The 26945-nt window shown below is 60.9% G+C and carries 25 protein-coding genes and 1 pseudogene; 8 read left to right on the top strand and 18 right to left on the bottom strand.

Annotation, left to right across the window (positions count from 1 at the left end; genetic code table 11):
* Window positions 1-105: 105 nt before the first annotated feature.
* Window positions 106-1011 (bottom strand): NAD(P)/FAD-dependent oxidoreductase, encoded by a 906-nt coding sequence (locus tag AC13C2_RS15125; RefSeq protein WP_424338117.1) that lies wholly within the window; start codon window positions 1009-1011, stop codon window positions 106-108.
* Window positions 1012-1607: 596 nt separating this feature from the next.
* Window positions 1608-2354: pseudogene (locus tag AC13C2_RS15120) on the bottom strand (SDR family NAD(P)-dependent oxidoreductase).
* A gap of 1075 nt (window positions 2355-3429) precedes the next feature.
* Between AC13C2_RS15120 and AC13C2_RS15115 the strand changes: the two are divergent.
* Complete coding sequence (locus tag AC13C2_RS15115; protein ID WP_139204643.1) at window positions 3430-3825, top strand: ubiquitin family protein; 396 nt, start codon at window positions 3430-3432, stop codon at window positions 3823-3825.
* A 78-nt stretch (window positions 3826-3903) separates the two neighbouring features.
* Here the strand turns inward: AC13C2_RS15115 and AC13C2_RS15110 are convergent, their stop codons facing one another.
* The 3 genes from AC13C2_RS15110 to AC13C2_RS15100 are packed head-to-tail and all read right to left on the bottom strand — an operon-like array spanning window position 3904 to window position 5908.
* Entirely contained in the window at window positions 3904-4692 is a 789-nt protein-coding gene (locus tag AC13C2_RS15110) for a metal ABC transporter permease (protein ID WP_482887322.1), read from the bottom strand.
* Entirely contained in the window at window positions 4689-5435 is a 747-nt protein-coding gene (locus AC13C2_RS15105; RefSeq protein ID WP_482887321.1) for a metal ABC transporter ATP-binding protein, read from the bottom strand. Before AC13C2_RS15105 ends, AC13C2_RS15110 begins: the two co-directional genes overlap by 4 nt.
* The gene (locus tag AC13C2_RS15100) at window positions 5432-5908 is read right to left on the bottom strand and encodes a helix-turn-helix domain-containing protein (protein WP_092761159.1); all 477 of its coding nucleotides are present in this window, start codon (window positions 5906-5908) and stop codon (window positions 5432-5434) included. The genes AC13C2_RS15105 and AC13C2_RS15100 overlap by 4 nt, the downstream gene beginning before the upstream one ends.
* A 60-nt stretch (window positions 5909-5968) precedes the next feature.
* Between AC13C2_RS15100 and AC13C2_RS15095 the strand changes: the two genes are divergently transcribed.
* Together AC13C2_RS15095 and AC13C2_RS15090 are read left to right on the top strand one after the other, a co-directional pair.
* Window positions 5969-6868: a zinc ABC transporter substrate-binding protein gene (locus AC13C2_RS15095; protein WP_482887320.1), complete on the top strand. Its 900-nt coding sequence runs from the start codon at window positions 5969-5971 to the stop codon at window positions 6866-6868.
* A gap of 395 nt (window positions 6869-7263) precedes the next feature.
* Window positions 7264-7767 (top strand): DUF305 domain-containing protein, encoded by a 504-nt coding sequence (locus AC13C2_RS15090; RefSeq protein ID WP_217638778.1) that lies wholly within the window; start codon window positions 7264-7266, stop codon window positions 7765-7767.
* Between the two features lie 194 nt (window positions 7768-7961).
* Here AC13C2_RS15090 and gyrB read toward each other — a convergent pair whose 3' ends face one another.
* The 8 genes from gyrB to mutM all read right to left on the bottom strand — a co-directional run bounded on the left by gyrB (window position 7962) and on the right by mutM (window position 17076).
* Window positions 7962-10376, bottom strand: a complete 2415-nt coding sequence (gene gyrB, locus AC13C2_RS15085) for a DNA topoisomerase (ATP-hydrolyzing) subunit B (protein WP_339642656.1) — start codon at window positions 10374-10376, stop codon at window positions 7962-7964.
* A 99-nt stretch (window positions 10377-10475) separates the two neighbouring features.
* Window positions 10476-11576 (bottom strand): DNA replication/repair protein RecF, encoded by a 1101-nt coding sequence (recF, locus tag AC13C2_RS15080; RefSeq protein ID WP_482887319.1) that lies wholly within the window; start codon window positions 11574-11576, stop codon window positions 10476-10478.
* A 6-nt stretch (window positions 11577-11582) separates the two neighbouring features.
* Window positions 11583-12701 carry a DNA polymerase III subunit beta gene (dnaN, locus tag AC13C2_RS15075; RefSeq protein WP_092759769.1) on the bottom strand — a complete coding sequence of 373 codons (1119 nt, stop codon included), beginning with the start codon at window positions 12699-12701 and terminating at the stop codon, window positions 11583-11585.
* A gap of 87 nt (window positions 12702-12788) precedes the next feature.
* Window positions 12789-14141 (bottom strand): chromosomal replication initiator protein DnaA, encoded by a 1353-nt coding sequence (gene dnaA, locus AC13C2_RS15070; RefSeq protein ID WP_482887318.1) that lies wholly within the window; start codon window positions 14139-14141, stop codon window positions 12789-12791.
* A 34-nt stretch (window positions 14142-14175) separates the two neighbouring features.
* Window positions 14176-14622, bottom strand: a complete 447-nt coding sequence (locus AC13C2_RS15065; RefSeq protein ID WP_339642667.1) for a rhodanese-like domain-containing protein — start codon at window positions 14620-14622, stop codon at window positions 14176-14178.
* Window positions 14623-14846: 224 nt separating this feature from the next.
* Window positions 14847-15113, bottom strand: a complete 267-nt coding sequence (gene rpsT, locus AC13C2_RS15060) for a 30S ribosomal protein S20 (RefSeq protein ID WP_092759775.1) — start codon at window positions 15111-15113, stop codon at window positions 14847-14849.
* Between the two features lie 247 nt (window positions 15114-15360).
* Window positions 15361-16137 carry an enoyl-CoA hydratase-related protein gene (locus tag AC13C2_RS15055; RefSeq protein WP_092759777.1) on the bottom strand — a complete coding sequence of 259 codons (777 nt, stop codon included), beginning with the start codon at window positions 16135-16137 and terminating at the stop codon, window positions 15361-15363.
* A 72-nt stretch (window positions 16138-16209) separates the two neighbouring features.
* Window positions 16210-17076 carry a bifunctional DNA-formamidopyrimidine glycosylase/DNA-(apurinic or apyrimidinic site) lyase gene (mutM, locus tag AC13C2_RS15050; RefSeq protein ID WP_092759779.1) on the bottom strand — a complete coding sequence of 289 codons (867 nt, stop codon included), beginning with the start codon at window positions 17074-17076 and terminating at the stop codon, window positions 16210-16212.
* Window positions 17077-17147: 71 nt separating this feature from the next.
* Between mutM and ubiE the strand changes: the two genes are divergently transcribed.
* Entirely contained in the window at window positions 17148-17915 is a 768-nt protein-coding gene (ubiE, locus tag AC13C2_RS15045; RefSeq protein ID WP_482887316.1) for a bifunctional demethylmenaquinone methyltransferase/2-methoxy-6-polyprenyl-1,4-benzoquinol methylase UbiE, read from the top strand.
* Between the two features lies 1 nt (window position 17916).
* Complete coding sequence (gene ubiB / locus AC13C2_RS15040; RefSeq protein ID WP_092759782.1) at window positions 17917-19446, top strand: 2-polyprenylphenol 6-hydroxylase; 1530 nt, start codon at window positions 17917-17919, stop codon at window positions 19444-19446.
* Window positions 19447-19488: 42 nt separating this feature from the next.
* Here ubiB and AC13C2_RS15035 read toward each other — a convergent pair whose 3' ends face one another.
* Both AC13C2_RS15035 and AC13C2_RS15030 read right to left on the bottom strand, forming a co-directional pair.
* Window positions 19489-20148: a flagellar hook capping FlgD N-terminal domain-containing protein gene (locus AC13C2_RS15035; RefSeq protein ID WP_339642679.1), complete on the bottom strand. Its 660-nt coding sequence runs from the start codon at window positions 20146-20148 to the stop codon at window positions 19489-19491.
* A gap of 9 nt (window positions 20149-20157) precedes the next feature.
* Window positions 20158-21669 (bottom strand): flagellar hook-length control protein FliK, encoded by a 1512-nt coding sequence (locus tag AC13C2_RS15030; RefSeq protein WP_482887315.1) that lies wholly within the window; start codon window positions 21667-21669, stop codon window positions 20158-20160.
* A gap of 113 nt (window positions 21670-21782) precedes the next feature.
* Between AC13C2_RS15030 and AC13C2_RS15025 the strand changes: the two genes are divergently transcribed.
* Complete coding sequence (locus tag AC13C2_RS15025) at window positions 21783-22067, top strand: rod-binding protein (protein WP_482887314.1); 285 nt, start codon at window positions 21783-21785, stop codon at window positions 22065-22067.
* 68 nt (window positions 22068-22135) lie between these two features.
* On the opposite strand, the gene AC13C2_RS15020 is transcribed toward AC13C2_RS15025, so the two are convergent.
* Both AC13C2_RS15020 and AC13C2_RS15015 read right to left on the bottom strand, forming a co-directional pair.
* The gene (locus tag AC13C2_RS15020) at window positions 22136-22717 is read right to left on the bottom strand and encodes a transglycosylase SLT domain-containing protein (RefSeq protein WP_092759787.1); all 582 of its coding nucleotides are present in this window, start codon (window positions 22715-22717) and stop codon (window positions 22136-22138) included.
* 76 nt (window positions 22718-22793) lie between these two features.
* On the bottom strand, window positions 22794-22934 hold the full coding sequence (locus AC13C2_RS15015) for a hypothetical protein (RefSeq protein ID WP_482887313.1): 141 nt from the start codon (window positions 22932-22934) through the stop codon (window positions 22794-22796).
* A gap of 292 nt (window positions 22935-23226) precedes the next feature.
* Between AC13C2_RS15015 and hspQ the strand changes: the two genes are divergently transcribed.
* Window positions 23227-23553 (top strand): heat shock protein HspQ, encoded by a 327-nt coding sequence (hspQ, locus tag AC13C2_RS15010; protein WP_092759789.1) that lies wholly within the window; start codon window positions 23227-23229, stop codon window positions 23551-23553.
* Between the two features lie 257 nt (window positions 23554-23810).
* Complete coding sequence (locus AC13C2_RS15005) at window positions 23811-25844, top strand: ATP-binding protein (RefSeq protein WP_482887312.1); 2034 nt, start codon at window positions 23811-23813, stop codon at window positions 25842-25844.
* Here the strand turns inward: AC13C2_RS15005 and AC13C2_RS15000 are convergent.
* Window positions 25841-26836, bottom strand: a complete 996-nt coding sequence (locus AC13C2_RS15000; RefSeq protein ID WP_339642695.1) for an asparaginase — start codon at window positions 26834-26836, stop codon at window positions 25841-25843. The genes AC13C2_RS15005 and AC13C2_RS15000 overlap by 4 nt on opposite strands.
* Between the last annotated feature and the right edge of the window lie 109 nt (window positions 26837-26945).

Raw genomic sequence — 26945 nt, 5'->3', positions numbered from 1 at the left:
TCATACGCAACTGTCGACATCGCCTTTGCCACCTGACCGATCGTACCGGACAGCAGGATTTCGGGCGCTGCCTGCGGCGGCGGTGACGCCGACCAAAGGATCGACTCAAGCGTTTTTCGACGTTCCGCTTCGTCCGGCCAACTGGTTGTGCACAGTGGTCGCAGCAACCGCAGCCTGGCCCATCGCGAATGCAATCTGATCGAGCCCAGCGATCACGTCGCCGATGGCGAAGATTCCGGGATGCGAGCTTCGCTGATGCGCATCTACCTCGATGCAGCCTGCCTTGCTCAGTCGCAGCCCGAGCGCCTTGGCGATGTCGTTGCGGGGCGCGGTTCCCAAGGCGGCGTAGAGAGTGTCGAAACGGTGAACGCTTCCATCTTCCAGCGTTGTGACGATACGGTCGTCGTCGGTTGTCAGTGTGGCCAGCGGCGACGTCGGCGAACTCGGCAATTTGTGGACCGCCGCGCTGGTTCCTGAGGGCTGGATCAGGGTGACATTTTCGGAATAGGTGCGCAGAAAATCGGCCTCGGCGGCCCCGTGATCCCTGTCGCCCAGAACGCCTATGGCCTTGCCGCGCACCTCGTAGGCATCGCAGATCGGACAATAACGGATCAGACCGCGCGCTACCGCATCGTCGTGCTCTTCCTCTGCGATTGGCGGTCGATGGTTGACCACGCCGCAGGCCAGAATCACGGTGCGGGCTGCTATATCGCCCTGATCGGTTCCAACCCGAAATCCATCCGGCACGGCCGTCACGCTCCGAACGGTTCCTTGCGTGAGAGTAGCACCATAGGATTGGGCGCTACGCCGCATCCGCTCCAGAAGCTCCGTCCCCGATATGCCATCCGGAAAAGGCGAGACGTTGTGGGTTCTCGGAATCAGCGCCGCGCGACCGGCACCCGCATCTATCACCTCTGTGTCACGCAAAAACCGCGCCAGGTAGACTGCCGCCGTCAGACCGGCTGGCCCGCCGCCGACGATCACGCAGTCCTTACGCCGAGCATTCTTCATATCGCCCTCTCAATTTGTGCCTGACGAAACTCGTCAGCCGGGAAATTCTTCGACCATACGCTGAAAGACCGGACCGCTCATCATCGCCAATATTCAAATGGACGCGGATGGGTTCCATCAGAATTGTGCCGTTTGCGGTCCGCTGAACCCTGAAGTTGTCTCATCTCCGAAGCATTTCAAGGTCGCCATTTCCACGTCCTTGTCGATGGCGAAATCGACCATGATCGTCAAATGTCACCTTTAATGGATCAAGCGCTAAGAGGTTCATCGATTGGCGCTTGCTGGCCGTCGCAGGCGCCTTGGTGCGCGCGATCGCGATCCTGATTCAGCAGCAATGGAGTTATCCGATGACGATATCCTGTTGAGGCGTGTAGCAGGATCGACGACCACGTCACAGAGCTTGCTGTCATAGGACATGGCCTCGACCTCGCCGTTTCGTCGGCAGCTTCGGCGAGGACGGATAGTTTTCGATACGCAAGGCACCGTCAGTACCGGAGGGCTCCCGGATGCGGTACTGGCGGCGATGTCCGCCAATGTAGTCAAGACCGTCCCCCAATATCGAGAGACGGTCGAGACATCCTCAGCCGATCTGAGGGTCAGGACATCAAAAGCCCGCCGTTTATATCGATACTGGTGCCGGTCATGAAGCTGGACTTGTCCGACGCCAGAAATACCACCAGATCACCGATTTCCTGGGGCCGCCCCTCGCGCTTCAGCGGGGTGGCGTTGGCGACGTTGGCGCGCACCGCATCCTTGGTAAATATATTGTGGAAGTCGGTGTCGATCATGCCTGGATTGATCGCATTGACCCGAATATCTGGCCCCAGTTCCTTGGCCAGACCGCGTGTGAAGGTCATCATCGCGCCCTTCGACGTGGCATAGGCCACCGCACCCGGTCCGCCTCCATCGCGTCCTGCCTGACTTGCAAGGTTCACGATGGCGCTGCCCGCCGACATATGCGGCAGACAGGCTTTGATCATCAGAAAGGCCGACGTCAGGTTCAGGTCCATAACCGCATTCCAATGAGCCAGGTCCATTTCAGCGATGGTTTTGCGGGCTACCAGGCCGCCGGTGTTGTTGACCAGAACATCGACCGCACCAAAGGTCTAGACCGTTCTGGCAATCAGGGCGTCGACATCCTTTTGATCGGTCAGGTTGCCCTTGAGGGCCAACGCCTTGCCGCCCGCCGCTTGGATCTCCTTCACGGCGCTGTCGGCCCCGACGGAACTGGAGTGATAGTTGATCACCACATTCGCACCCTCGGCTGCCAGAGCCATCACGCAGGCCTTCCCGATGTCGCGTCCGCCGCCTGTTACGATTGCTGTCTTGCCGCTGAGTGTCATCTTTGGAATCCTTGTTGTTAGTAGTCACAGACGCGGATCTTAAGATCCGCCGTCGAATGTCATGGGGCGACGACGCGGCGGGCGCGTTCTTCGTTATCGGTGCAATACAGGTTGCAGGCGTGTCCCGGACCATCGATCGGGATGGCGCCTTTTGACCACGTCTGCTGCCAGCAGTTCTGGTGAATGGACCGCTCTACGGTGGATCGTCTTCGCCTCATAATGCATACTAGTATGCCAGTATTTTCGTTTGCACAACGGATACCTGATCCGCGCCAGATTATTTCACCTGCCTAAAGCATTTTGCTTTTAACCTGAGGCATATCCAGCAGCCTTGACGGAGTTCCAGCATTCCTGTGCATCGAAGAGGTCGCAGATGTCGCCAGGAGCTTCAAACAGAGCGTTGGAAGTTCTGTCCCCGATCCGCCGCTGTTTCCGTGCAGAATCCCCAAGAGAACTTCGGCTCGATGGAGTTGTGCTTCAGTCGCTCAAAGACCCATCTTCCGATTTTCCTTCTGAGCGAACCTGACGGCACCTTTTCCGGTCCGTACATCTCCTGGGAGAGGTCGCAACTGTGGATTATTCGGGATGGGACATCCCGTGGCAGGGATCTCCCCTGTCGCCCTGCGCCACGCTTTTGGTGTCTGGCTTTGTGTCCTGTTCCGCGGGGCCATCATGTTGGACTCGGAGCAGACAGAACAGACGTCACACATGGCACGCGGCGCTTCCTGCCGAAGCTGTCGCAGTATGGATCCGTCGCATTGGAAAGTCAGGATACATCCTCTAAAGGATTTCTGGCAGTGTTACGGTTTTGATGGTCTTCACCGGAATGATCGGACAGCTTTATCTATAACCTTTTTGGATTGCAGCAATATTTTCACTTTTGGAAAATTTGGATGATCATTGCTGGATCATGTGCCACCGGTCGGAACGTGGCGATAGATCAGGATGGTATGCAGAGGCCGAGTGCAGCGACCAAAATCAAAAAACTTGAAAACAATCGAAGGACACTGAAATGAACAAGTTCATACCTATTGCCGGTGCCGTGGGAATTGCGGCCGTTGCTGCGATCTATTGGATGGCCTTGCCGCCTGAGGACAACGATCCTGATATCATTTCCGAGAACGGGCTGCACTGGCACTCGACAGTCGAGCTGTATGTGAACGGCGTTCGCAGGGAAGTCTCGCCCAATATCGGGGTCGGCCCGGCCTTTGTCGGCGCCCCCAACTTTAACCGTCGCTCAGGGATGGCCGGGCTGCACACCCATGATCCGGACGGCACCGTTCACGTCGAAGCTTCGGGCACGGTCAGGCAAGAAGACATCAGTCTGGGAACGTTTTTCGCGACTTGGGGCAAGTCCTTCGACGACTATGGCAGCAAACTGAACATGAAGGTCAACGGTGTCGAAAACAACGAAGGTGTCGACTACGTTATGCAGGACGGTGACCGCATCATCCTTTCATTTTTTCCCTAGAGGTGTTCTGAAATATTCGTCTCCGTCATGCACACGCAGGAACTTTGCGGTCTTGGCGGTAAATCCTTTGCCAGTGGTCTAAGCCCGCTTGACGGCTGACGACACAATGAACGCGGCGGCGGCGACACAGACGATGGTCGGTCCCGTCGGCGTGTCGAAAATCCACGAGATCCAGACTCCTAGAGCCGCAGATCCGATACCGATTCCGGATGCGATGAGCGCCATCGCTTCGGGCGTTGCCGCAAAGCGTCGCGCGCTCGCAGCCGGTATCAGAAGAAGCGCTCCGATCAGCAATGCGCCGACAACCTTGATCGCCACCGCTACGACGATGGCGAGGGCAAGCGTCAGGATCAGCTGTTCCCGACGTGGATCTACGCCCGATGCATGGGCCAGATCAGATCCCAGCGTCGCGGTCAGCAACGCCGACCAGCGCCATGACAGCAATCCCAGCACTATTGTGGCTCCGCCCCAGATGATCGCGATATCGCCGTGTCCGACGGCCAGAATGTCACCGAACAGGTAAGCGACGATATCGATTCTCACGTCGGGAAGCAGCGAGACGGCGACCAGTCCGACGGCAAGCGCAGAATGGGCAGCGACACCAAGCGCGGTGTCCGATGCCATCCCCCGACCGCTCAACGTCGAGATCAGCAGTGCCATCAGCAAAGCGACGACCATGGCGCCTGCGAAGACAGGCGCATCGAAAGTCAGGGCCAGGGCCACCCCGAGGATGGACGCATGCGCTGTCGCGTCGGAGAAATACGCCATGCGTCGCCAGACGACGAAACATCCCAGCGGTGCAGCTGCGATGGCCACGCCCGCGCCTGCTATGGCTGCCCGCGCCAGGAAGCTGTCGAACAGGATCACTCCGCAACCTCGTCCGAATGATCGTGATGATGATGATGATGATCGTGGGTGTGTTCGTGTCGATACAGCGCCAGTGCGCCTTGGGTGCCGGTCCCGAACAGGGCGCGGTATTCGGGGGCGGATGCGACCTGTTCGGGGTGACCCTCGCAACAGATGTGACCGTTCAGGCAAATAACCCGGTCTGATGCGGCCATAACGACGTGCAGTTCGTGACTGACCATCAGGACGGCGCAGCCGGTTTCGCTGCGGATCGCTTCGATCTGGCGGTAGAAGGCCGCGGACCCCTGTTGATCCAGGCCCTGCGTCGGCTCGTCCAGAATCAGAACCTGTGGATCGTTCAACAGGGCGCGGGCCAGAAGAACCCGTTGCATCTGCCCCCCCGATAGCGCGCCAAGCTGTGCGCGTGCCACTTGCGGAAGACCGGCACGGTCCAGTGCAGATTTTGCCGCGCTGTCGCTTACAGGTTTGGGCAAGCTCAGAAACCGACGCACAGTCAGCGGCAGATTGCGATCCACCGGCAGGCTTTGCGGGACATAGCCGATCCGTAACCCTTCCTGCCGGACAACCCGACCTGCACTGGGCCTGATCGCCCCGATCATGGCACGCAGCAGAGTGGATTTGCCCGACCCGTTTGGCCCGACGATAGTCACGATTTCACCTTTGCGAACGGCCAGCGTGACATCATGCAGGATCTGGCGGCCTCCCTGACGTATCTCAAGACCTTCGACGGAGATCAGGCTCACGATGCGCTGCCCCGGCAAACGGGGCACAGGCCTTCCGCCTCCATCACGGCGCGTTCGACTGTGAAATCCGCACCCGTCGTGGCTTGGCCAAAGGCTGCGCCTGCGTCGGCATGGGCTTCTGCCACGGCGTTGCAGTTCCGGCAGATCAGAAGGACCGGAGCATGAGGCTGACCGGGCGCGGTACAGGCAACGAAGGCATTCAGACGCTCGACCCGATGTGCAAAACCATGCCCCACCAGAAAGTCGAGCGCACGATATGCCACGGGCGGTTGCGCCCTCATCCCGTCAGTCCGCAAAACATCGAGGATATCATAGGCCCCGACGGCCCGGTGCTCCTTGAGCAGTATTTCCATAACCCTCCGACGGACCGGAGTCAGATGCAGGTCGTTGATATTGCATTGCACATCGATTGCCGCGATTGCGGCATCAATACAGTCGGCATGGTCATGTTTTTCAAATCCGATGGGTGTCATGAAGACTTGATATGTTATAACATACAATCTAGCAATGCTGTATTCAGTCAGGAGACCATAATGACCGTCCGTCTTGCCGCCGTTCTGTCGTGCATCACTTTCCCCGCATTGGCGGCACCTCCTGCCGTTCTGGCCGATATCGGTCCTGTGCATTCGATGGTCGCCCGGGTAATGGATGGCGTCGGAACTCCGGGCCTTATGCTGCCGCCCGGTGTGACGCCGCATGGGTATTCCATGCGCCCGTCCGAAGCAGATGCGCTAGACAGGGCGGAGATTGTCTTTTGGGCTGGCGACGTGCTGACGCCTTGGCTGGGCGATGCAATCGAAACGCTGGCCGATGATGCCATCACGGTCGAACTTCTTGATATCCTGCCGAAGGCGGCAGATGCCTCCAAGGTCGGTCAGGGCGATGAAAACGGCGCCGCCGGCGACCCTGACCTGCGTGAAAGAGAAGCCCATGCATGGCTCGACCCTGCTAACGGCAAGATCTGGCTTGCTGCGATAGCCGATGTCCTGGCCAAGGCCGACCCAGAGAACGCCATCATATATGCTGCCAATGCAGAAGCCGGTCAGGCAGAGCTGGATGCTCTGGCAATGGAAATCCAGACCCGGTTGAATGGCGTTAAAGATCGCGGCTTCGTGGTCTTTCATGACGCTTACGGCCCGTTCGAAGATCGTTTCGGACTGAAGTCGGTCGGGGCGATTTCTGTCGGGGACGCAGCGCCCCCTTCTGCGGCGCAGGTAGCAGCACTCCGCAGCGCGATCGTCGCCCTTCGGGCTGTTTGCGTGTTTTCGGAACCTCAGTTCAATTCCGGCATCGTCAAGACCCTGATGGAAGGGACGTCAGTGCGCGCTGGTACCCTCGATCCGTTGGGCGCAATTATCAAACCCGGGAAAGAGCTTTATCCGACATTGCTTCGAAACATGTCCCTTTCTTTCGAGACTTGTCTGGCCGAATAAAACGTTTCGATGATTTCCCCGGGAGGGACATGAGACCCGCAGTTAAACCACTCAACCACTGTAAAGCTGAGTGTCTGCGATATGCAGGTCATGACAGCGATTGGCGTATCCAAAGGCCGCCCTCCGGCCTGCTGTCGCGTTCCGCATAAGCCTCACCAGATGGGTGCGGGTTTGAAGTTTCAACCTTGGCTCGGTGCCAGAAAATTCCGACAATTGAGCCGTACATCAGCATCCCAACCCATGCCGACGTAAGGTATTCGTTGGCCATGCATGCGGTAGCAGCTGCCGCGATCAGTATAATGGATGCAGTTCAGTGTGATGGGGTTTGATGCAATCGCCTCAGGAACCCACGACCGGTTTTCGAAGTTTACATCCCCTAAAGCCGGAGAAATATGATGACTTCCCAAAATCAAGCACCCGCCAACCTTATCCATAACGGAGAATACTCCGATTTTCGCTTTATCGACATGATGGCTGCGCACCATTCAATGGCCATTTCCATGGCAGAAGTCGCTGTAGACAAGGGCGAGCATCAGGAACTTGTAAAGTTCGCCAAGAGTATGATCGAAGATCAGAAAAAAGAGATCGAAAAGTTACAATCGATCCTCGATGATATCGACGGGTCGAAAAAGGTCGCTACTGAACCCCATCCTCATGAACGCAGTATGCATGGTATGGACAGCTCCAGCGAGCTTGCCCAGAAGACGCCATTCGACAGGGCATTCATCGATTCGCAATTGCCTCATCACGCCTCTGCTATCGAAATGGCGGCAGTGGCGCTTAAGCAAAGCACAAATGAAGATATCAAGACCATGGCGCGGCAGATCATTGACGCTCAGTGCCAAGAGGTCGGTAAGATGATCGACTGGCGGCATGACTGGTATGGAAAAAAGGGGTAAGTTGAAGCTTTTCGGCGAAACTCACGCCCATTAGACTTTCGGCAAGATATATCCGGCATGGAATGCCATGCCGGATATAAACGGCAGATGTTTAACCACTGCAATTGCGATTAAACTAATTCCGAATATCGCAAGAATGACTAATCAGGTTGGTGCGCAATTCTGTATTAAGAAATACAGGTTCGACGACATTATCAGAAATCGAGGTTTTCCACAGACAGGGCATTATCCTGAATGAACTCCCGCCGTGGTTCGACCACATCCCCCATCAGCTTGGTGAATACATCATTGGCTTCGGCAATATCCTCGATCTTGACCTGCAAAAGAGTTCGCGCATCAGGGTCCAGCGTCGTTTCCCACAATTGACCTGGGTTCATTTCACCCAATCCCTTGTACCGCTGCAGCGACAGGCCCTTTTCCCCTTCAGCTAGAATCGCGTTCAGCAGGTCGGTGGGACCATGCACGATGATTTCCCGGTCCTTGCGGATAAGACGAGCAGGGTTGCGATAGACATCCCGCGTCTCGCTCGACACCTGTGCCAGTTTACGCGCCTCGCCGGAGCGCAACACCGCGCCATCCAGTGTCCGGACTTCCTCGACGCCACGCAGAACACGGGCCAGCTTGATACCGTGATCCTGCGTGATGCGCCCCTGCCAGCCGCGTTCATATTCCTCGGCGACCTGATCAAGCCGCTGTGATACGGAATCCGCGACACCCTGAAGATCGGCATCCGCCTGACCGGCTTCGAACGCGCCAGCCAATGCGGCCTGCTCCAGAATATGGCGCGGATAATGCGTCGGGAAGGCATCGAGGATGCGCTTGAAATTCCGTGCGCCCTGAATGACGCGATCCAGATCGTTGCCTGCAATTTCCTCACCAGATGGAAGCCGCAGCGTCGCACCTTCGGTGCCTTGCTGAACAAGGTAATCTTCCAGTGCGGTCTGATCCTTCAGGTAAACTTCGGACCGGCCGCGCCCGACTTTGAATAGCGGCGGCTGGGCAATATACAGGTGCCCGTTCTCGATGATCTGCGGCATCTGTCGATAGAAGAACGTTAGCAGCAGCGTCCGAATATGCGCGCCGTCGACATCGGCGTCCGTCATGATGATGATCTTGTGATACCGCAGCTTGCCGACATTGAATTCGTCGCGCCCGATGCCGGTGCCCATCGCGGTAATCAACGTGCCGATTTCCTGCGACCCCAGCATCCGGTCGAAGCGCGCCCGCTCGACGTTCAGGATCTTGCCGCGCAGAGGCAATACAGCCTGGTTCTGACGGGACCGGCCCTGTTTGGCCGACCCTCCGGCGCTGTCGCCCTCTACCAGGAACAATTCGGCCTTGGAGGGATCCTTTTCCTGACAATCGGCCAGTTTGCCGGGCAGGGAGGCGACGTCCATCGCCGTCTTGCGGCGCGTCAATTCGCGCGCCTTGCGGGCAGCTTCGCGGGCAAAGGCGGCTTCGATGATTTTACCTACGACCTGTTTGGCGATCTGCGGATTTTCCTCGAACCACTCAGCCAACTTTTCGTTCACGAGGTTTTCCACGGCGGGCCGTACTTCGGACGACACCAGCTTGTCTTTCGTCTGGCTTGAAAACTTCGGGTCCGGCACCTTGACCGATAGCACGCAAGTCAGCCCTTCGCGGGCATCGTCACCCGTAAAGCTGACTTTTTCCTTCTTCGCGATCCCGCTGGACTGCGCATACAGGTTGATCGTCCGCGTCAGCGCGCCACGCAGACCCGCCAGATGAGTGCCACCGTCGCGTTGCGGAATATTATTGGTGAACGGCAGGACCATCTCGTTATAGCTGTCGTTCCACCACATCGCCACTTCGACCCCGATGCCGTCACGTTCCCCGATCATATAGATCGGGTCGGGCATGACGGCGGTCTTGCTGCGGTCGATATAGCGAACGAATTCCCGGACGCCGCCCTCATAGAACAGCTCGCTCCGAAGCGCTTCGGCCGGGCGTTCGTCTTGCAGTACAATCTTCACGCCCGAATTCAGGAACGCCAGTTCCCTTAACCGGTTTTCAAGTGTCTTGAACACATAATCGAGGTTCGAGAACGTTCCGGTCGAGGCCATGAACCGCACTTCAGTTCCGGTCTTGTCCGAGGGGCCGACGACGGACAGGTGTTCGGTTGTAAATCCGCCCTCAAATCGCGCAACGTGTTCCTTGCCGTCCCGCCAGATGCGCAACTCCAGCCAATCCGACAAGGCGTTCACGACCGACACGCCAACACCGTGCAGGCCGCCCGACACCTTATAGCTGTTCTGGTCGAACTTCCCGCCCGCGTGCAGCTGGGTCATGATAACCTCGGCCGCCGAGACGCCCTCTTCTTCGTGAATTCCGACCGGAATTCCGCGTCCGTTGTCGCGCACCGATACACTCGAATCCGCGTGAATTTTGACCGAAACTTCGGTGGCATGACCGGCCAGTGCCTCGTCGATGCCGTTGTCCACGACCTCATAGACCATGTGATGCAGACCCGACCCGTCGTCGGTATCGCCGATATACATGCCGGGACGCTTGCGAACCGCCTCCAATCCCTTGAGAACCTTGATGGAATCCGCGCCATATTCCTGCGGCTTGGGGGCTTGGTCTGACATGTGGTTTTCTTCCCGTCTTTTCCCCCCACATATACGGTTTCAAGGGGGCATTGTCACGGCAATCGCACCATATTTTGTGGCGTCAGCGGCGACCGACAATCAAAGCGTGATATCCTCCGTTCGACTGCAGCCCGCGTCGTCCGCGACACGCAGATGAAGGGCATCCCGTCCCATATCGACAAAGAGTTCGGGGCCGGTGCCGGTCAGAAATACCTGTCCGCCCAAGCTCAGAAGCTCGGCATAAAGCGCGGCCCGACGGTCAGCGTCCAGATGCGCGGCCACTTCGTCCAGCAAAAGGATCGGGGCCTGCCCTGTCCCGGACTTGAGAGCCCGTGCGTTCGCAAGGATCAGCGAAATCAGCAGCGCCTTCTGTTCTCCCGTCGAACAAAGCCGCGCCGCCATGTCCTTTGCGGCGTATATAGCCGACAGATCGGCGCGATGCGGCCCGACCAGGGCGCGTCCTGCTGCCATGTCGCGGGGCCGAGACCGCCCGAGCGCGTCGCGCAGCGCATCCTGGGTCAGGGGGGCGTCGTCATCGGGGTGCGTCAACGCCAGATTGGCGGCTGGAAAAGGGTCATTCGACTGTTGCGCGCTGGCCAGCCGATCCAGTGCGTCCAGGCGCCGGGCGTGAATTGCGGCTCCGTGGCGCGCCATCTGCATCTCCAGCGCGTCGTACCACAGGTCATCGCGCACCCCGTCCTTCAGCAGACGGTTGCGATCCCGCATGGCCCTTTCATATGCCAGCACAGCCTCACCATGATCGGGCAGGAAGCTCAGCGTCATGCGATCCAGAAACCGCCGTCGTCCCTCGGCCCCCTCCAGCCAGAGTCGATCCATCGACGGGACCAGCCACAACACACGCGCCAGTCGGGCCAGCGCAATCTGCGGGACGGTTTTGCCGTCGATCCGGGTGGTCCGTGGCTGCCCCGGCTCGGCACGCAGTTCGACCCCGTGCCCTGACAAGTCGGCAGTCACCTTCCAGCCAATGGCCTCGGGACGGCGAATAATCTCCCCGGCGGCGGCACGGCGCATGCCGCGACCGGGCGACAGCAGAGAGATGGCTTCCAGCAGGTTCGTTTTGCCTGCTCCGTTCGGCCCGTGGATCGCGACGGGACGGTCATCGAACACCAGCCGTGTGTATCTATGTGACCGGAAATGCGACAGGGCCAGCGTCGTGACGCAGCCCGCGCCTTCAGACACGCGCCATCACACGCGCATCGGCATGACGACGTAGATCGCCGACAGGTCGTCGCCTTCGCGCATCAGGGCCGGATCGCCCGCGTTGTTGAACAAGAACGTCGCCATCTCGAAATCGACCTGCGCGGCGATTTCCTGCATGTATTTGGCATTGAAGCCGATTTCCAGTTTTTCGTCATTATAGGCAACGGCCAGTTCTTCTTCCGCAGCACCAGAATCTGGCGCGTTGACCGAGAGGGTCAGGCGATCTTCATCCAAGATCAGCTTGACCGCGCGCGAGCGTTCCGAAGACACGGTGGCGACGCGGTCGACGGCCCTGGCAAAATCCTTGGCGTCAACCTTCAATTCACGTGTGTTGCCCACCGGAATGACGCGGGCGTAATCGGGGAAGGTGCCGTCGATGACCTTGGATGTCAGTGTGATGTCGGGCGTTGCGAAGCGGATCTTGGTTTCCGACACCGAGACAGCGATCTGCGCATCATCGTCCGAGAGCAGTTTGCGCACCTGATCGACCGTCTTGCGGGGTACGATGACGCCGGGCATGTCCGCAGCGCCGTCCGGCAGGGCGGCATCGACGCGGGCCAGACGGTGACCGTCCGTGGCGACTGCGCGCAGGGCCTTGCCATCATCGCCATTGGCCACATGCAAGTAGACGCCGTTTAGGTAATACCGTGTCTCCTCGGTCGAGATGGCGAAGCGGGTCTTGTCGAACAAGCGCCGCAGCACCTTGGCCTCGCAGGAGAAATTCGCGTCATAGTCCGATGTCGCCATAACCGGGAAGTCTTCCTTCGCCAGCGTCGCCAGTGAAAAATGCGACCGTCCTGCAGTGACTTCCAGCCGGCCTTGCGCTTGGTCTTCGACAATCTGGACCAGCGCGCCATCGGGCAGTTTCCGCACGATTTCATGGAAGAGTACCGCCGAAACGGTAGTGCCGCCGGGCCGTTCGACCTGCGCTATGGCCCTGTCGATCACTTCGATATCCAGATCGGTGGCCTTGAAACTGACGCCGTCGCCATCCGCTTCCATCAGCACGTTCGCGAGGATCGGAATGGTGTTGCGCCGTTCGACGACGGCTTGCGCCTGACTGACGGCGTCAAGAAGGGCGGCACGCTCGATGGAAAATTTCATGGCTCAAACCTCGGATGATCGGATCGGCAGAATAGCGGCGGAACACGTCGGCGCAACCGGCCATCAGACCTTTCCGAAACGGGCGGCTCAGCTTTCCAGTTTGCGTTGCAAAAGCTGCGCATCCTCGGCGATCTGATCGTCGGCGATCATCAACTCCTCGATCTTGCGAACGGCATATAGAACCGTCGTATGATCGCGGCCGCCAAACTTGCGGCCAATCTCGGGATAGGACCGTGGTGTCAGCTTCTTGGCCAGATACATCGCCATCTGCCGGGGCCGGGCGACAGTGCGCGACCGACGGGCAGAGGTCATGTCCGACATCCGCAGAGAGTAATGTTCGCACGTGACTTTCATGATCTCGTCGATCGTCAGTTTGCGTTCCGAGACGCGCAGCAGGTCGCCCAGAACATCCTGCGTCTGCTCCATCGTAACGCTCTGCTTGACGAGATCGGCATAGGCGAACAGGCGCATTACGGCCCCTTCCAGCACTCGGATCGAGGCGGTGATGCGGCTGGCGAGAAATTCCAACACGCCATCTTCCAGTTGAAAATCGGGGTTATGGGCGGCGAAACTGTCGACGCGGTGTTGCAATACGCCCAGTCGCAATTCGTAGTCGGCAGGGTGCAGGTCAACGACCAGACCCGATTGCAAGCGCGAGGTAATGCGTTCTTCCAGATCGGAAATATCGGCGGGGCTGCGGTCGGCGGAAATCACCACCTGCTTTCCCTGGTCGACCAGCGCGTTGAACGTGTGGAAGAATTCCTCTTGGGTGGATTCCTTGCCGGCAATGAATTGCACGTCATCGACCAGAAGGACGTCGACGGTACGAAACAGATGCTTGAAATCCATCGTGGCCTTTTCGCGCAGGGCCTGAACGAAGCGATACATGAACTGTTCGGCGGACAGGTACATCACCCGCTTGTCGGGGTTCTGCTCCTGCATTTCCCAGGCGATGGCCTGCATCAGGTGCGTCTTTCCGAGACCCACGCGGCCATGCAGAAACAGCGGGTTGAAACTGACCGGGCCACCTGTGGCGACACGGCGGGCGGCGGCATGGGCCAGTTCGTTCGATTTGCCGACGATGAAGCCATCGAAAGTGAACCGCTTGTCCAGCGTATTTTCCTGACCGGCGCGCGACCGCTGGGTCGATTCGTCGGATGTGCGGGTCTGGGCCGTGGCGGCAGATCTGGAGGCCCCATGCGAAGATGCACTGCAAACAAGACGGGCCGCAGAATCACCGTTGTCCGAGACGTGACGCAGGATTACGTCGCGAAAGTTCTGCATCACCCATTTGCCGATGAACTCAGTCGGCGAAGCGAGCGACAATGTGCCCTCCTCCATCGACCGGAACGACAGTGGTTCGATCCACGTCGTGTAATTATGTGCGCCGATGTCCTTTCGAATCCCGCCCTTGGCAAGATTCCATGCGTCATTCGTCATTAATACGGCCCTACTCGCCCCTAGAATGTTGTCATCAGGACTGGTGCCAATCCAGTCCGTGGGCCTTCCATCCATTAAGGCCCCCCCGGTGTGCATGCTCGTTCAGATCACCTTCAAACCCTTCGGCCACGTTGATGCATTCAACCGGTGTCCCCTTGACAGAGAGGGCATCGGCGACGGCACGGGCCGCCTGCATCGAGCGTACGCCGGAGCGACAGATGAACAGGAAACGGGATGGCAGTCCCCCGACCTCTTGCATCAACGCCCCGACGAAAGCCGGGTTCGGGGACATATCCGGCCAGGACTTCCATTCAAGAAGAATGACGTCCTTGCCAAGCTGCGACAGGTCGGACGTGCCGACGAAGCTCCACTCGGCGGCGGTCCTGACATCCACGAGAACGGATGCGGCGTCATTCGACAAGATTTCCCACGCCTCCCGAGGCCCCACCTCGGAGATTTGCGGACCTGCATCCGATTTCATCTATGTCCCCACTCAGCGATCTGACTCGCTGAGACATGAGATACCGTTCGCTGCCTTGGAGCGGCAATGACTCTTCTTTCTTGACTCGGCGGATGACCGCAAAGAATCTGTCTTTGAGCAATCAACGCGCGGAAAACAGGCAAGAAAAAAGCCCACCTGATGGCGGGCTTACAAATCTCTTGACCTGTGACAAACCGATTGGGTCGTCCAGATAGAATCGGTTGTCAGGCTCCGATAGACTTCACGCGCGACGCAAGGCGCGAGACCTTCCGGGATGCGGTGTTCTTATGGAAAACGCCCTTGGTCACGCCACGCATCAACTCGGGCTGGGCGGCCTTCAGCGCGGCTGCGGCGGCGGTCTGATCGCCGGATTCGATCGCTTCTTCGACTTTGCGCAGATAGGTGCGAATGCGCGAGCGGCGGGCCTTGTTCACGGCGAATCGACGCTCGTTCTGGCGGGCACGTTTTTTGGCTTGGGGTGAATTGGCCATGGTGTTCGGTCCTTGCAGTTCAGTTCATATATTGACTGCGCCCAAGGGCCACCCATCTGACGCCGTGATAAACGGGGTCGGGCAATTCCGGCCAAAGCGGGCCTCACACGCATGATCGGCGTCGTCTAGACGCGGGGGGCATCCGCGTCAAGCGACCGCGAACAGGCACCGCAAACCGAGGGGTGATCCACGGGTGATCCGCGTCGGATATACGTCCGACGTTCGTTGCGCACCCCACGCCGCCGATTCAGCGATCGCGAAACTGCGGCTCGCGCTTTTCGAGGAACGCCTTCATGCCCTCGGTCTGGTCTTCGGTCGCGAACAGCGCGTTGAACAACCGGCGTTCGAACAGCAGGCCATCGGTCAGTCCGGCGTCCTGGCTGTAGTTCACGGCTTCCTTGACGGCGGTGGTGGTGACCATAGACTTCTCGGCAATCTTGCCTGCGGCGGCCATCGCTTCATCCATCAGTTTCTTGGCGGGCACGACACGGCTGACCAGACCGGAGCGCTCGGCCTCGGTGGCATCCATGAAGCGACCCGTCAGGTGCATGTCCATCGATTTGGCCTTGCCGACCGCATGGGTCAGGCGCTGCGTGCCGCCAAGACCCGCGATAACGCCGAGATTGATTTCGGGCTGACCGAACTTGGCGGTATCTGCCGCGATGACGATGTCGCACATCATCGCCAATTCGCACCCGCCCCCCAGCGCATAGCCTGCGACCGCGGCGATGATCGGCTTGCGAACCCGCAGAATCGCGCCGACCTCCTTGCTGAACAGATCGCCCATATAGACGTCGATGAAGGTCTTTTCGCTCATCTCGCTGATATCCGCGCCGGCGGCGAAGGCCTTTTCCGACCCGGTCAGAACGATGCAGCGGACCTTTTCATTGTCCTGCGCGGACCGGAGCGCCTTGGCCAGTTCCTCCAGCAGGGTGGAGTTGAGAGCGTTCATCGCATCCGGCCGGTCCAGCCGGATAACCGCCACGTGATTGCCGACATCGACGTTCAGTGTTTCGTAGCCCATTTGTCGCTCCGCAGGTTCCAAGACATCAGGCCTGCCCCGAAGACGGCGGCGATTCAAGTCAACAGTGGTCCCTCATCGTTGACAAACTCCGCAGAAGAAGCTCGATCGCCCCGATTGAACGATGCGGCGGATCGCGCCATCGCAGCCCGGTGTGGGGCAGGGGAGACCTTCGCGGTCATAGACCCGGAAGCTGTGCTGGAAATAGCCGAGGGTGCCGTCCGCCTGTCTGTGATCGCGCAGCGAAGAGCCTCCGGCCCGGATCGCCTCGTCCAGAACGTCGCGGATGATCGGGACCAGAGCGGCGACGCGGGGCGCGGCAATTCGTCCGGCCCTGCGCTTCGGTGCGATGCCCGCCCGGTGCAGCGCCTCGGACACGTAGATATTGCCCAGGCCCGCCACGATCCGCTGATCCAGCAGCGCAGATTTCACCGGCGTGTTGCGACCCCGGAAGGCGGCGATCAGGTGCGCATCGTTGAAGGTATTGCCCAGGGGTTCCGGCCCCAGTTTCGCGATCAGCCGGTGGTTTTCCAGGTCATCCGTCGGCCACAGGTCCATCGCACCAAAGCGACGGGCATCGTTGAAGGTGACCCGGTGGCGGTCGGTGTGGAAAACTACGTGGTCGTGCTGCGGGTGCCAGCCTGCATCGCGGCGGAACGTGCCCGGCTGAATCCCGGTCGGTGCCGAGAGGTCGTCGACCACCATCCGCCCCGACATGCCCAGATGCACGATCAGCGTCTCGCCCGTATCAAGATGCAGCAACAGGAATTTCGACCGCCGACCCAATGCGCGGATCGTCGCACCCCGCAGGCGATCCGCCATGCGATCGGGGAACGGCCAGCGCAGATCGGGACGGTTCACATCCACGCGGGCAAGGCGCGCGCCGTCCAGCGCGGGGGCCAGACCCCGGCGCACCGTTTCGACTTCGGGAAGTTCTGGCATGGGCGGCGTCCGTTGCAGGCGGGCGTATGCGCCCTATAAGTCAGACCAACACAGATGAGGAGCCATGCGTCATGACGCAAGAGACCGACAGCCGGAGTTCTGGGCGCACCACGCATTTCGGCTTCGAGACCGTACCCGAGGCGGAGAAAGCCGGTCGTGTTCACGGGGTCTTTACCAATGTGGCGTCGAAATACGATGTGATGAACGATGCGATGTCGCTTGGCGTCCACCGCATCTGGAAGGATGCGATGCTGGACTGGCTGGCCCCGCGGCCCGGTCAGCGCCTGTTGGACGTGGCGGGCGGCACCGGCGACATCGCCTTTCGGTTTCTGGAACGCGCACCCGGGGCCGAGGCGGTGGTCTGCGACATGACCGAAGGCATGCTGGTCGCAGGACGGCAACGGGCCGAGGCCGCGAACATGGCCGACCGTCTGGAATGGGTGGTGGACGACGCGATGGCCCTGCCGTTCGAAAGCGGCACCTTCGACGCCTATACCATCAGCTTTGGCATCCGGAACGTGACGCGGATTTCGGATGCCCTGCGCGAGGCATACCGCGTGTTGCGGCCCGGCGGTCGGTTGATGGTGCTGGAATTCAGCCAACTGCCCAACCCGTTGATGCAGAAAGCCTATGATCTCTATTCATTCAATGTGATACCGCCGCTGGGACAGGCCATCGCGGGGGATCGGGACAGCTATCAGTATCTGGTCGAGTCGATCCGCCAGTTTCCGGATCAGGACCGGTTCGCCGGGATGATCGTAGATGCGGGGTTCGGAAACGTGAAGTATCGCAACCTGTCGTTCGGTATCGCGGCGCTGCATTCGGGCTGGAAGATCTGAGGTGAGGGGACCGCATAACATCTGGCGGCTGATCCGCACCGCCGGAACATTCGAGAAGACGGGCGCGATGGATGTCGTGCTGGACCAGATGCGCGCGCCGCGCGAATTGCGGATTGCCGCGCGCATTCTGGGATGGCCGTTCAAATGGCTGGGCTACTCCGGCGATCCGACGTTGCCCCCCGTGCTGCGGGCGATCACGGCATTGGGACCGAGTTACATCAAGCTGGGGCAGATCCTGTCGACGCGACCCGACTTCGTCGGCGGCGATCTGGCGCTGCAACTGCGGGTGTTGCAGGACAAGCTGCCGCCGTTCCCGACCGAGATTGCCCGCGACATGATCGAGCGGGATCTGGAGATGCCGGTCGACGCGATGTTCACCGAATTTACCGGGCCGGTTGCCGCCGCATCCATCGCGCAGGTGCATCAGGCGCGGTTGGTGGGGGATGGCCGCAAGGTTGCGGTCAAGGTCTTGCGGCCTGGCATCGCGCGCGCCTTCGCCCGAGATATCGACGCCTTCTACATGGCGGCGCGGATGATCGAATGGCTGTCGCCGTCTGCGCGCCGTCTGCGCCCGATGGATGTGATCGCGCATTTCGAGGCCACCGTCCGGCAGGAACTTGACCTGCGGACAGAGGCGGCGGCGGCCGGAGAATTCGCGGCCAATATCGCCCGCGACGAAGGATTCGAGGTGCCGGGCGTCGAATGGGCCTTGTCGGGGCGCGCGGTGCTGACGCTGGACTGGGCCGAAGGCATCCAGATGGCGGACATCGACGCCATTGACGCAGCGGGCCATGACCGTGCGGTGCTGGCCAATCGGGTGATGCAGATGTTCCTGCGCCATGCGTTGCGCGACGGATATTTTCACGCCGACATGCATCAGGGAAACCTGAAGGTTGCGCCGTCCGGGGATATCATCGCGCTGGATTTCGGCATCATGGGACGGCTGGATGAATACACCCGCCGTGTCTATGCCGAGATTCTGATGGGGTTTATCCGCAAGGATTACCGCCGCGTCGCCGAAGTGCATTTCGAGGCCGGATACGTGCCCGCCGACCAGGATATCGACATGTTCGCCCAGGCCCTGCGCGCAGTGGGGGAGCCGATCTTCGGTATGGACGCCTCGCGTATCTCGATGGGTCGGCTGCTTGCCTATCTGTTCGAAGTGACGGAGCGGTTCGGAATGGAAACCCGGACCGAGCTGATCTTGCTGCAACGCACCATGGTCGTGGTCGAAGGCGTGGCCCGCACGTTGAACCCGCATATGAACATTTGGCAGGCAGCGGGCCCCGAGGTCGAACGCTATATTCGCGAAAACCTCGGACCACGGGCGTTTGCACGCGATCTGGCCCGGACGGCCCGCGTTCTGGCCCGGTTCGGTCCGCATTTGCCGCGCGCGGTCGAGGATGCACTGCGCCGTCCCGAACGATCGAGGGAGGAAGCGGCGCGCCAATCGCGCTGGCCCGCGGCGATGCTGTTTGTCACCGGGGGAACGACGGTCGCACTGGTTTGGGCGTTGTCCCTGATGACCTGAAGGCTTGGCGCCTTTCGTGTGCCGCAGGGGGCGTCGGCATCGCTATTCGACCGGACGCCGGATCGATTGCAACTGATCGGCCGGCAGACGAATGCCGCCGTTCAGGACCAAGTCCGTCCCTGAAGCGCCCAGCACAACCTCGGTGACCTGCGCATAATGGTCCACCGCTGTGGTGTCGAGTTGACGCTCGCCCGCCCATGCCTCGACCTGCAATGTGTAAATTCCGTCGGGTACGGTGTTGCCAAGGCCCATGCCGGGCCAGCGCAACGTTTCGCCGTCGGGATCGATGGCCTGCCGCGCCACCTCCGCACCCTGCGCGTCCAAAGCGACAAGATCGGCCCGGTCGGCGACCGGGTTGATCCGGGTGTGCAGTTCGGTTTCTCCGCCCTGATGCGCAATGGGTCCGGAAGACCGAACCTCCATCCCGATCCAGTCCGATGCGCCGCTGATCTGCTGAGTGTCCAGCCGCTGGATCATCTGCGCCAGCAGGTCGTTGGTCTTTACCGATTGTTCGACATTGGAGAAGGTTGCCAGTTGTGCGGTGTAGGCGGTGGAATCCGCCGGTTCCAGAGGGTCCTGATTTCGGATTTGCGCCGTGAGCAAGCGCAGGAACGTGTCGAAATCGGATGTGGGCGACGTGCTGGCAGCGCTTGCCGTTGTATTGCTGGTGGCCAGACTGGTCGTGGACGAGGATATATCCATCGAATTCTCCTAGAAGCTCAGGTCGAGGCGGCCGGGTTCGGCCCGCCGTCCTGGGGTGTCGTGACTGATCGAAACATCAGTGTCAGGAGAGGCATCCTGTCTGGCCCCGGTCCCGCGTCGCCCTGGCGCGCGCGGGAGATGTCGTTCGAAACCGCCACTCCGATCGCCTGTGCCGATGTCGATACTGTCCAGCGTCACCCCATCCGTGATCAGGGATCGGTGAAAGGTATCCAGATGCTGCCGGACGGCGAGGAGCGCCTCGGGTCGCTCTACGGTGATGGCAAGGTGCAGGCCCCGTTCCGTTGTCTGAAGGCTGACGCGCAGACGTCCCAGATCGGCGGGCGCAAGCTCCATCTCGGTCGAGAGGGTGCCATCGGCCGCACGTAGCGTACCGGGCGTCGGCGCGCCGCTCCCGAACGCCTTTACCTGCGTCGAGAGTGCCTCGGGCAACTGTGTCAGCGCCACGGGAGAGACGGCACGTAAGTCGACCGGGGTCACCAGCGCAGTTGCCGGAATGCTCATTGCGGCGGCTTCGGTCGCCGAGAGCGAAACTGTCGGCGCTGTCGGAGCCGTCGGGGCGTCGAAGGGCGGGGCCGAAAACCCCTGGGCAGGTGTTGGCGCGGCGGACTGGATCCGGCTTATATCGATTTTGACAGAGCTGGCCTCTGGAAACGCGGTGGTTCCGGGTCGGATCGGGTCGAAAGCGGGTTTCAGTGCCGATGTCACCGGCGCAGGGCTGACCTCGATGCGGCGGGGGACATCCTGAACGGGCCGCATATCGTCCGGGGTCGCGGATCTGCTGACTGATCCGGGCATGTCCAGATCCGGCGAAGGTCGCTTGGTATGTGCGCGATCGTTCAGGATTGGTGCCCCAGGCCGCTGATCGGATCGGACGGTCGCATCCGAGGGCGGTTCCATTGGCCCGATGACCTTGCCCTGCGGAGGGCCGGCGACGTTTGGCCGGATGCCCTGGGCATCGGAAATTACCGCTGTCCGATCGGACGAAACAGGGTGTGCGGTGGGCAGGCGGCGCATCGCATCAACCGGAGGGGTCGGTTCCGGCCAGTTCACGCCGCGCCCGTCCAGGCGACTGGCGGTTTGATTCGATGACGAAGGTATATGGTCCGGCGCGGTTGCCGGAAGACCGGCAGGATCGGGCGGCGGTTTCGCCGGGGCTGCCGCAGTGCCGATGTCGGGGGTGATTTCCGAAAACTCCGCCGCACTGTCGGCATGATTTGACGAAAGCGCCACGCGAAGCCACTCGGGCAGATCGCGAAGGGCACCATCCTCGACCCCGGCAGTGAACCTTGAAAGATCCGGGGGGGATTCGCGCTCAGTCCGGCCGTCAGGCGTAGAAGGACGGTTTTCCCCGGTGCGGCTGGTCCGACCGGTATCTCGGGGCGCATGCTGCAGAATGGCTTGAAATTCACCGACGCCGCCTTCGGGCGAGGCAAGGCCTATCGGGGCGGAGCCACCGGGTGCCGACCCATTGTGAGGGCGCATCGAAAGTTCAGGTGTCATGGCCCCTCCGTCATCAGAGAATCATCTCGTCCGAGCTGTCTATGCGGCTGGCGTTACGAAATCCTTTACCCGGATATGATCTGACCGAAGGACAAGAGTCGGAGGAGCCGCAAATGGATATGATATCGGGACCGATGTCTCCGCATTCGACCACGTCCCCGGATTCGGCCGGTCAGCGTGAGGCGGAATTGCGGGCACAGGCGCAACAGCTGGAGGCTTTCCTGTTTACGGAGCTTCTGCGGGCTTCGGGCACTGGGGCCCCGTCGCCGTCGGGCGGTGGCGACACGCAATTCGACAGCTTTCTGCGGCAGGCCCAGGCCGATGCCGTTGCACAAAGCGGTCAGACCGGGCTGGCGGAGGCCATCTATCGCTCTATGGCGAAAGGCGCGGGGGCCTGACCGCGCCGGGCATCCGGGCATCGCCCGTATCAATCAAACCCGACGAAATATCGCCGGATAAGACCTCATCAGGAACAGCGGGGAAGTTGGCGCTGATACATTGCAGCGCGTGATTCGATCTCGCTCGAAATGCGGACGAGCCATGGTTTGCTGAGGTACGTGCCGCGCCGATAGCCGGTTCGTCCGTCGTGATAGGCAAGATATTGATTGCGGGCATCGGCCAGGGAAATACCGAGTGTCCGGTTCGTCTCGGCCATGTACCATCCCATGAAATCAGTCGCATCCCGGATGCTGTCGCGGCGCGAGCGGCGGCCGCCTTCCTTCTGCTGGTATTCCTTCCAGGTGGCATCCAGCGCCTGGGAATATCCGAAAGCACTGCTCTGACGGCCCACGGGGATCACGCCCAGCGAAAAGCGAAGCGGCGTGCGCGCGTCGGAAATGAACTTGGATTCCTGATAGATCGTGGCCATTTGCACGTGCACCGGCACGCCCCACTTGCGTTCGGCCGCCTTGAAGGCACGCAGATAACCCGGCCTTTGGTCCAGAATTGAACAAGCGTTATCCAGATCGCGCGGCGCACGACCATCCCCACGGATTCCACCGCATGCGGTCAGAATCAGCAGAAGGCTCATCTGCATGTATTTCATCATGTCTTTACTGCCCGGTCATTTTGTTTTTACCGATTTTGAAAATCCATACCCGATTCTGCCCATCCTGCCAATCACATCAGACGAAGACCGCGAGGATCAGCGGCAGAGCGACCACAGCCATCAACGTCGAGACGACGGCCAGACCGGCGACCGGCTGCGCTTCGGTCCCGTATTTCGTCGCCAAAAGATACGATGTGACCGCCACTGGCAGCGCCATCTGCACGATAAGAACCCCAGTGTGGCGGTCCAACCGAACGCCATGCCCACGGCGAAGGCGAACCCGGTACAGACGAAGACCTTCAGAACGGAAAGACCGGCCACCGGGCGGTGTCATAGGCGTATTTCAGTGTAATCCAGGCGAAAATGATGCTGGCCAGGATGAATACGGGGCCACGATCTGCAGGACTGTATAGGCCAGAGTCACACTCTGTTTCCGCCGATTCGCACCTGCGCCGATTTACAAGTTGCGGGGCCAAGGCGTAGGATTGGAAAGGCGAAAGGGCAAGATCATGCTGCACAACGAAGCGAAATACGCACTGGGCGAGGTCGTCCGGCACAAGAAGCACCCGTTTCGCGGGGTAATCTTCGATGTCGACGCGGAATTTTCCAACAGCGAGGAATGGTACGATGCCATCCCGCAGGACTCGCGTCCAAGGCGGGATCAGCCGTTCTATCACCTGCTGGCCGAAAACGACGAAAGTTACTACGTCGCCTATGTGTCCGAGCAGAACTTGATGCTCGACCGTACGGGTGAGCCGGTGACGCACCCCGATATCGGCGATCTGTTCGGTGCTTTCGACGGGCGGCAATATCCGCTGCATTTCGACCTGAACTAGATATCGTCACTCCTGGACAGGCTTTCCCGGCGCAACTGGGTCAGGGTCCAGACCCGCGCCCCGGCACACATCCGTCGGGTTATGAACGCGAGATTACAGGGCCACTGCCCAGGGTATATGGACCACTCGCCGCACAGGTCAGACCCTGGGGACCGGCGGTGAACAGGGGCCATCGCGTCACGGCTTAAGTCCATCTTCACCATTTGCTGGCAGGTCCGACACGAAGCCCCGTCCCGAGGGCGGAGATGTCGATCGGCATGGACGGATCTGTCCCCGACACCCTGTTTCTGGAGGAACGCCGCCGTCGTCTGGCGGCGGAGCGGACGCTCGACCACACCCGGAGGGAACTTGCGCGGACCCATTCTGCCCTGGTGGCCAATGCCGACAGACTGTCGCGGCAGTATCTTTCAGAACGCGATCAGAACCTGAAAATGACGGAACGGCAGCAGGCCGTCCTGCAACAGCGCAAGGAAGCGGCAGAGCGGGCAGACCGGGCGCGACGCCGGTTGTGGCACGCGCTGGAGACGATGCGCGACGGGTTCGCCCTGTTCGACATGCAGGGGCGGTTGATCGCGGCCAACCACGTCTATCTCGACCTGTTCGATGCGGCGTCCGAACTCGCCCCCGGATGCCATGTTTCCGAGGTTTTCATGTTGGCGGCGGATGAAGGAGCCTTCGACATCGGCGACCTGCGCCCCGCCGCATGGGCGCAGGCGCAGATCGCCCGCTGGGACGCAGAGGTGATCGCGCCCCTGACGCTGCAACACTATGATGGCCGCATTCTGCAATTTCAGGACCGGCGCGCCCCGGACGGCGATGTCGTGTCGCTGGTCCTCGACATCACCGAACACCGGGCGCGCGAGGCTTCGCTGGCCGCCGCCCGTGATGCAGCCGAACTGACAGCGCGGGCCAAGGCTGACTTTCTCGCCCGGATGAGCCACGAGATCAGGACACCGATGAATGGCGTGATCGGCCTGTCGCAGATGCTTGCCGAGCAGGCGGACGACCCGGAAATGGAATTGTTCGCCCGCACGATCCACGATTCGGCCGAGGCATTGCTGGTCATCGTCAACGACACGCTCGACGTCTCCAAGCTGGAAGCGGGCAAGGTCGAGTTGCGGCATGGCCCGCTGGACCTCGAGTCGTTGCTGATAGATTGCCTGCGGCTGGCGGCGGTGGCGAAACATGCGGGTGTTCGGGTCGATCTGACCTATCCGATCGGCGCGCGAACCCGGTTCCTTGGCGACGAGGGGCGGATCCGGCAGATCGTCATGAACCTGTTGGGCAATGCGCTGAAGTTCACGCAAGCCGGTCATGTCATCGTCCGCGTGACGCCGGGCGACGATCTGAACCGGATTGCGGTCGAGGATACGGGGCCCGGCATTCCGGAAGACAAATCCGCGCAAGTGTTCGAGGCGTTTGGCCAGGTCGACGACCCCGATGGGTCATCGACCGAAGGCACGGGGCTGGGCCTGACCATTTCGCGTGGTCTGGCGGAACGAATGGGCGGGACGCTGACGCTGTCCAGCCAGCCAGGCACCGGATCGACGTTCACGCTGTCGCTGCCGCTGGTCGGCGACGGGGAAGCCGATGCGATGCCCCCCCTGCCGGACAAGGTTGCAGTTCACGCAGGTCCGTCCGGTGACCTGATCGCTGCGCGGCTTGGACAGGCGGGATGCCTCGTTCTTCGCGACTCGCCGGAGGCCGATACGCCAATCCTGCTGCCACTGGCGCTGTCGCATGAAGATCAGCGCGCCGCCCTGTCGCAAGCCGCCGACGGGACGCAGGTCGTTCTGCTGGGCCGCCGGGAGGAGGCCGATCCGGCGGTTGCCGACCGCGCCGATGCGGTCCTGCCGCGCTTGGTCACGGGGGCCGCGCTGGCAGCGGCATTCGCGATATCGCCTACGACCCGCCCCCCCCGCCTGCTTCTGGCGGACGACAATGCCACGAACCGCCTGTTGCTGGACCGGATGCTGCGCGACCAGCCCTATAAGCTGGATCTGGTAGCCGACGGCGTTCAGGCCGTCGATGCCTATGCACGCGACCGGCCCGATGCCGTCATCCTCGACATATCCATGCCGGGCCTCGACGGGTTCGGTGCCGCCGCAGCCATTCAGACGCTGGAAGCGGAGCGCGGCGGCACGCCGTCCCCTCTGCTGGCCCTGACCGCGCATGTCGGCGACGATATGGCGGAGCGGCTGGAGGCCGCGGGGTTCATGGCGTATCTGACAAAACCATTGAAGAAAAACCTGCTGCTGGAGGCTTTGACCACGGCGTTGGACAGACCCTAGCGCAAGCGGACGTTATAGTGGCCCGTCACCTTGTCCCGGCAATTCGTGATCGGCCCATGGGTCAGCCGTTTCGCGACCGGCGCACCTGCGTCCAGCACGCCCAGACGAACCAGCATCGCGGCAATCACCGCTTCTGCCGCGCGCGTCGTGCCGTCGACTATCTTGAGCGCGATGCCGCGATTCAGCTCCGGTATGATGGCGATGAACACGGCCTCGGCCCCGGTCTTGACCGCCACGCGCCCCCCCATGGCGCGCATCAGATCGGTGCATGCCCGGCCTTCACCCGCAACCAGCATGGGTTCCGCCCCCATTGCACGGGTCAGCCGTACCATGGCGTCCTGACGCAGGCCGCCGCCGTCGCGCGCCCCGGCGAATAGGCCCATTGCACGTCCGAAGGCATCCAGACGCGTGGCGAAATTCGGGGCGGAGCAGCCGTCGATACCATAGCCGGGGCTGTCCATCCCGGTCACCTCCTCAAAGGCGCGGCGCACCGCCAGTTGAACCGGGTGATCCGGCTCGACGTATTCGGGACCTGCGCCCAGATGTTTCGACAGCGCCAGAAACCCGGCATGCTTGCCCGAGCAATTGTTGTGCAACTGGCAGGGCCTGTCGCCCGCGCGGATCAGGTCGGCCCTGGCATCGTCGGAGTATGGCATATGCGTGCCGCACCGCAGGTCCTGTTCCGACATCGCGAGGTCGCGCAGCCAGGCGTTTACGCCCGCGACATGCACCGCCGCGCCTTCATGCGAGGCGCTGGCCAGCGCCAGTTGCGCCGATGTCAAATGTGCCCCCGCACCCGATTCCAGAAGCGGCAGCGCCTGAACCATCTTGCAGGCCGACCGGGGGTAGATCACCGCCGACGGGTCCCCCCAGGCTTCGACGATTTCGCCTGCGCCGTCGCACACGACAATGTGACCGCGATGCACCGATTCGACCCGGTCGCCCCGGATCACCTCGACCAGATCGATGGCTCCTTCGTTGACTTCGGTCATGCCGCTCTCTCCATGCGCGAAATTTTGCTTGCCGGGCTTTCCCCGGTGGTCCCCCCTGCGCTATCATCGGCATGCAGTATTGGGAACCGCGTGCACCGGGTTCGAAGGC

The organism is Jannaschia sp. L-14R (genome assembly GCF_056857695.1).
Note: the sequence above shows the minus strand (reverse complement) of the source record. Positions and strands in the feature narration are given on the sequence as shown.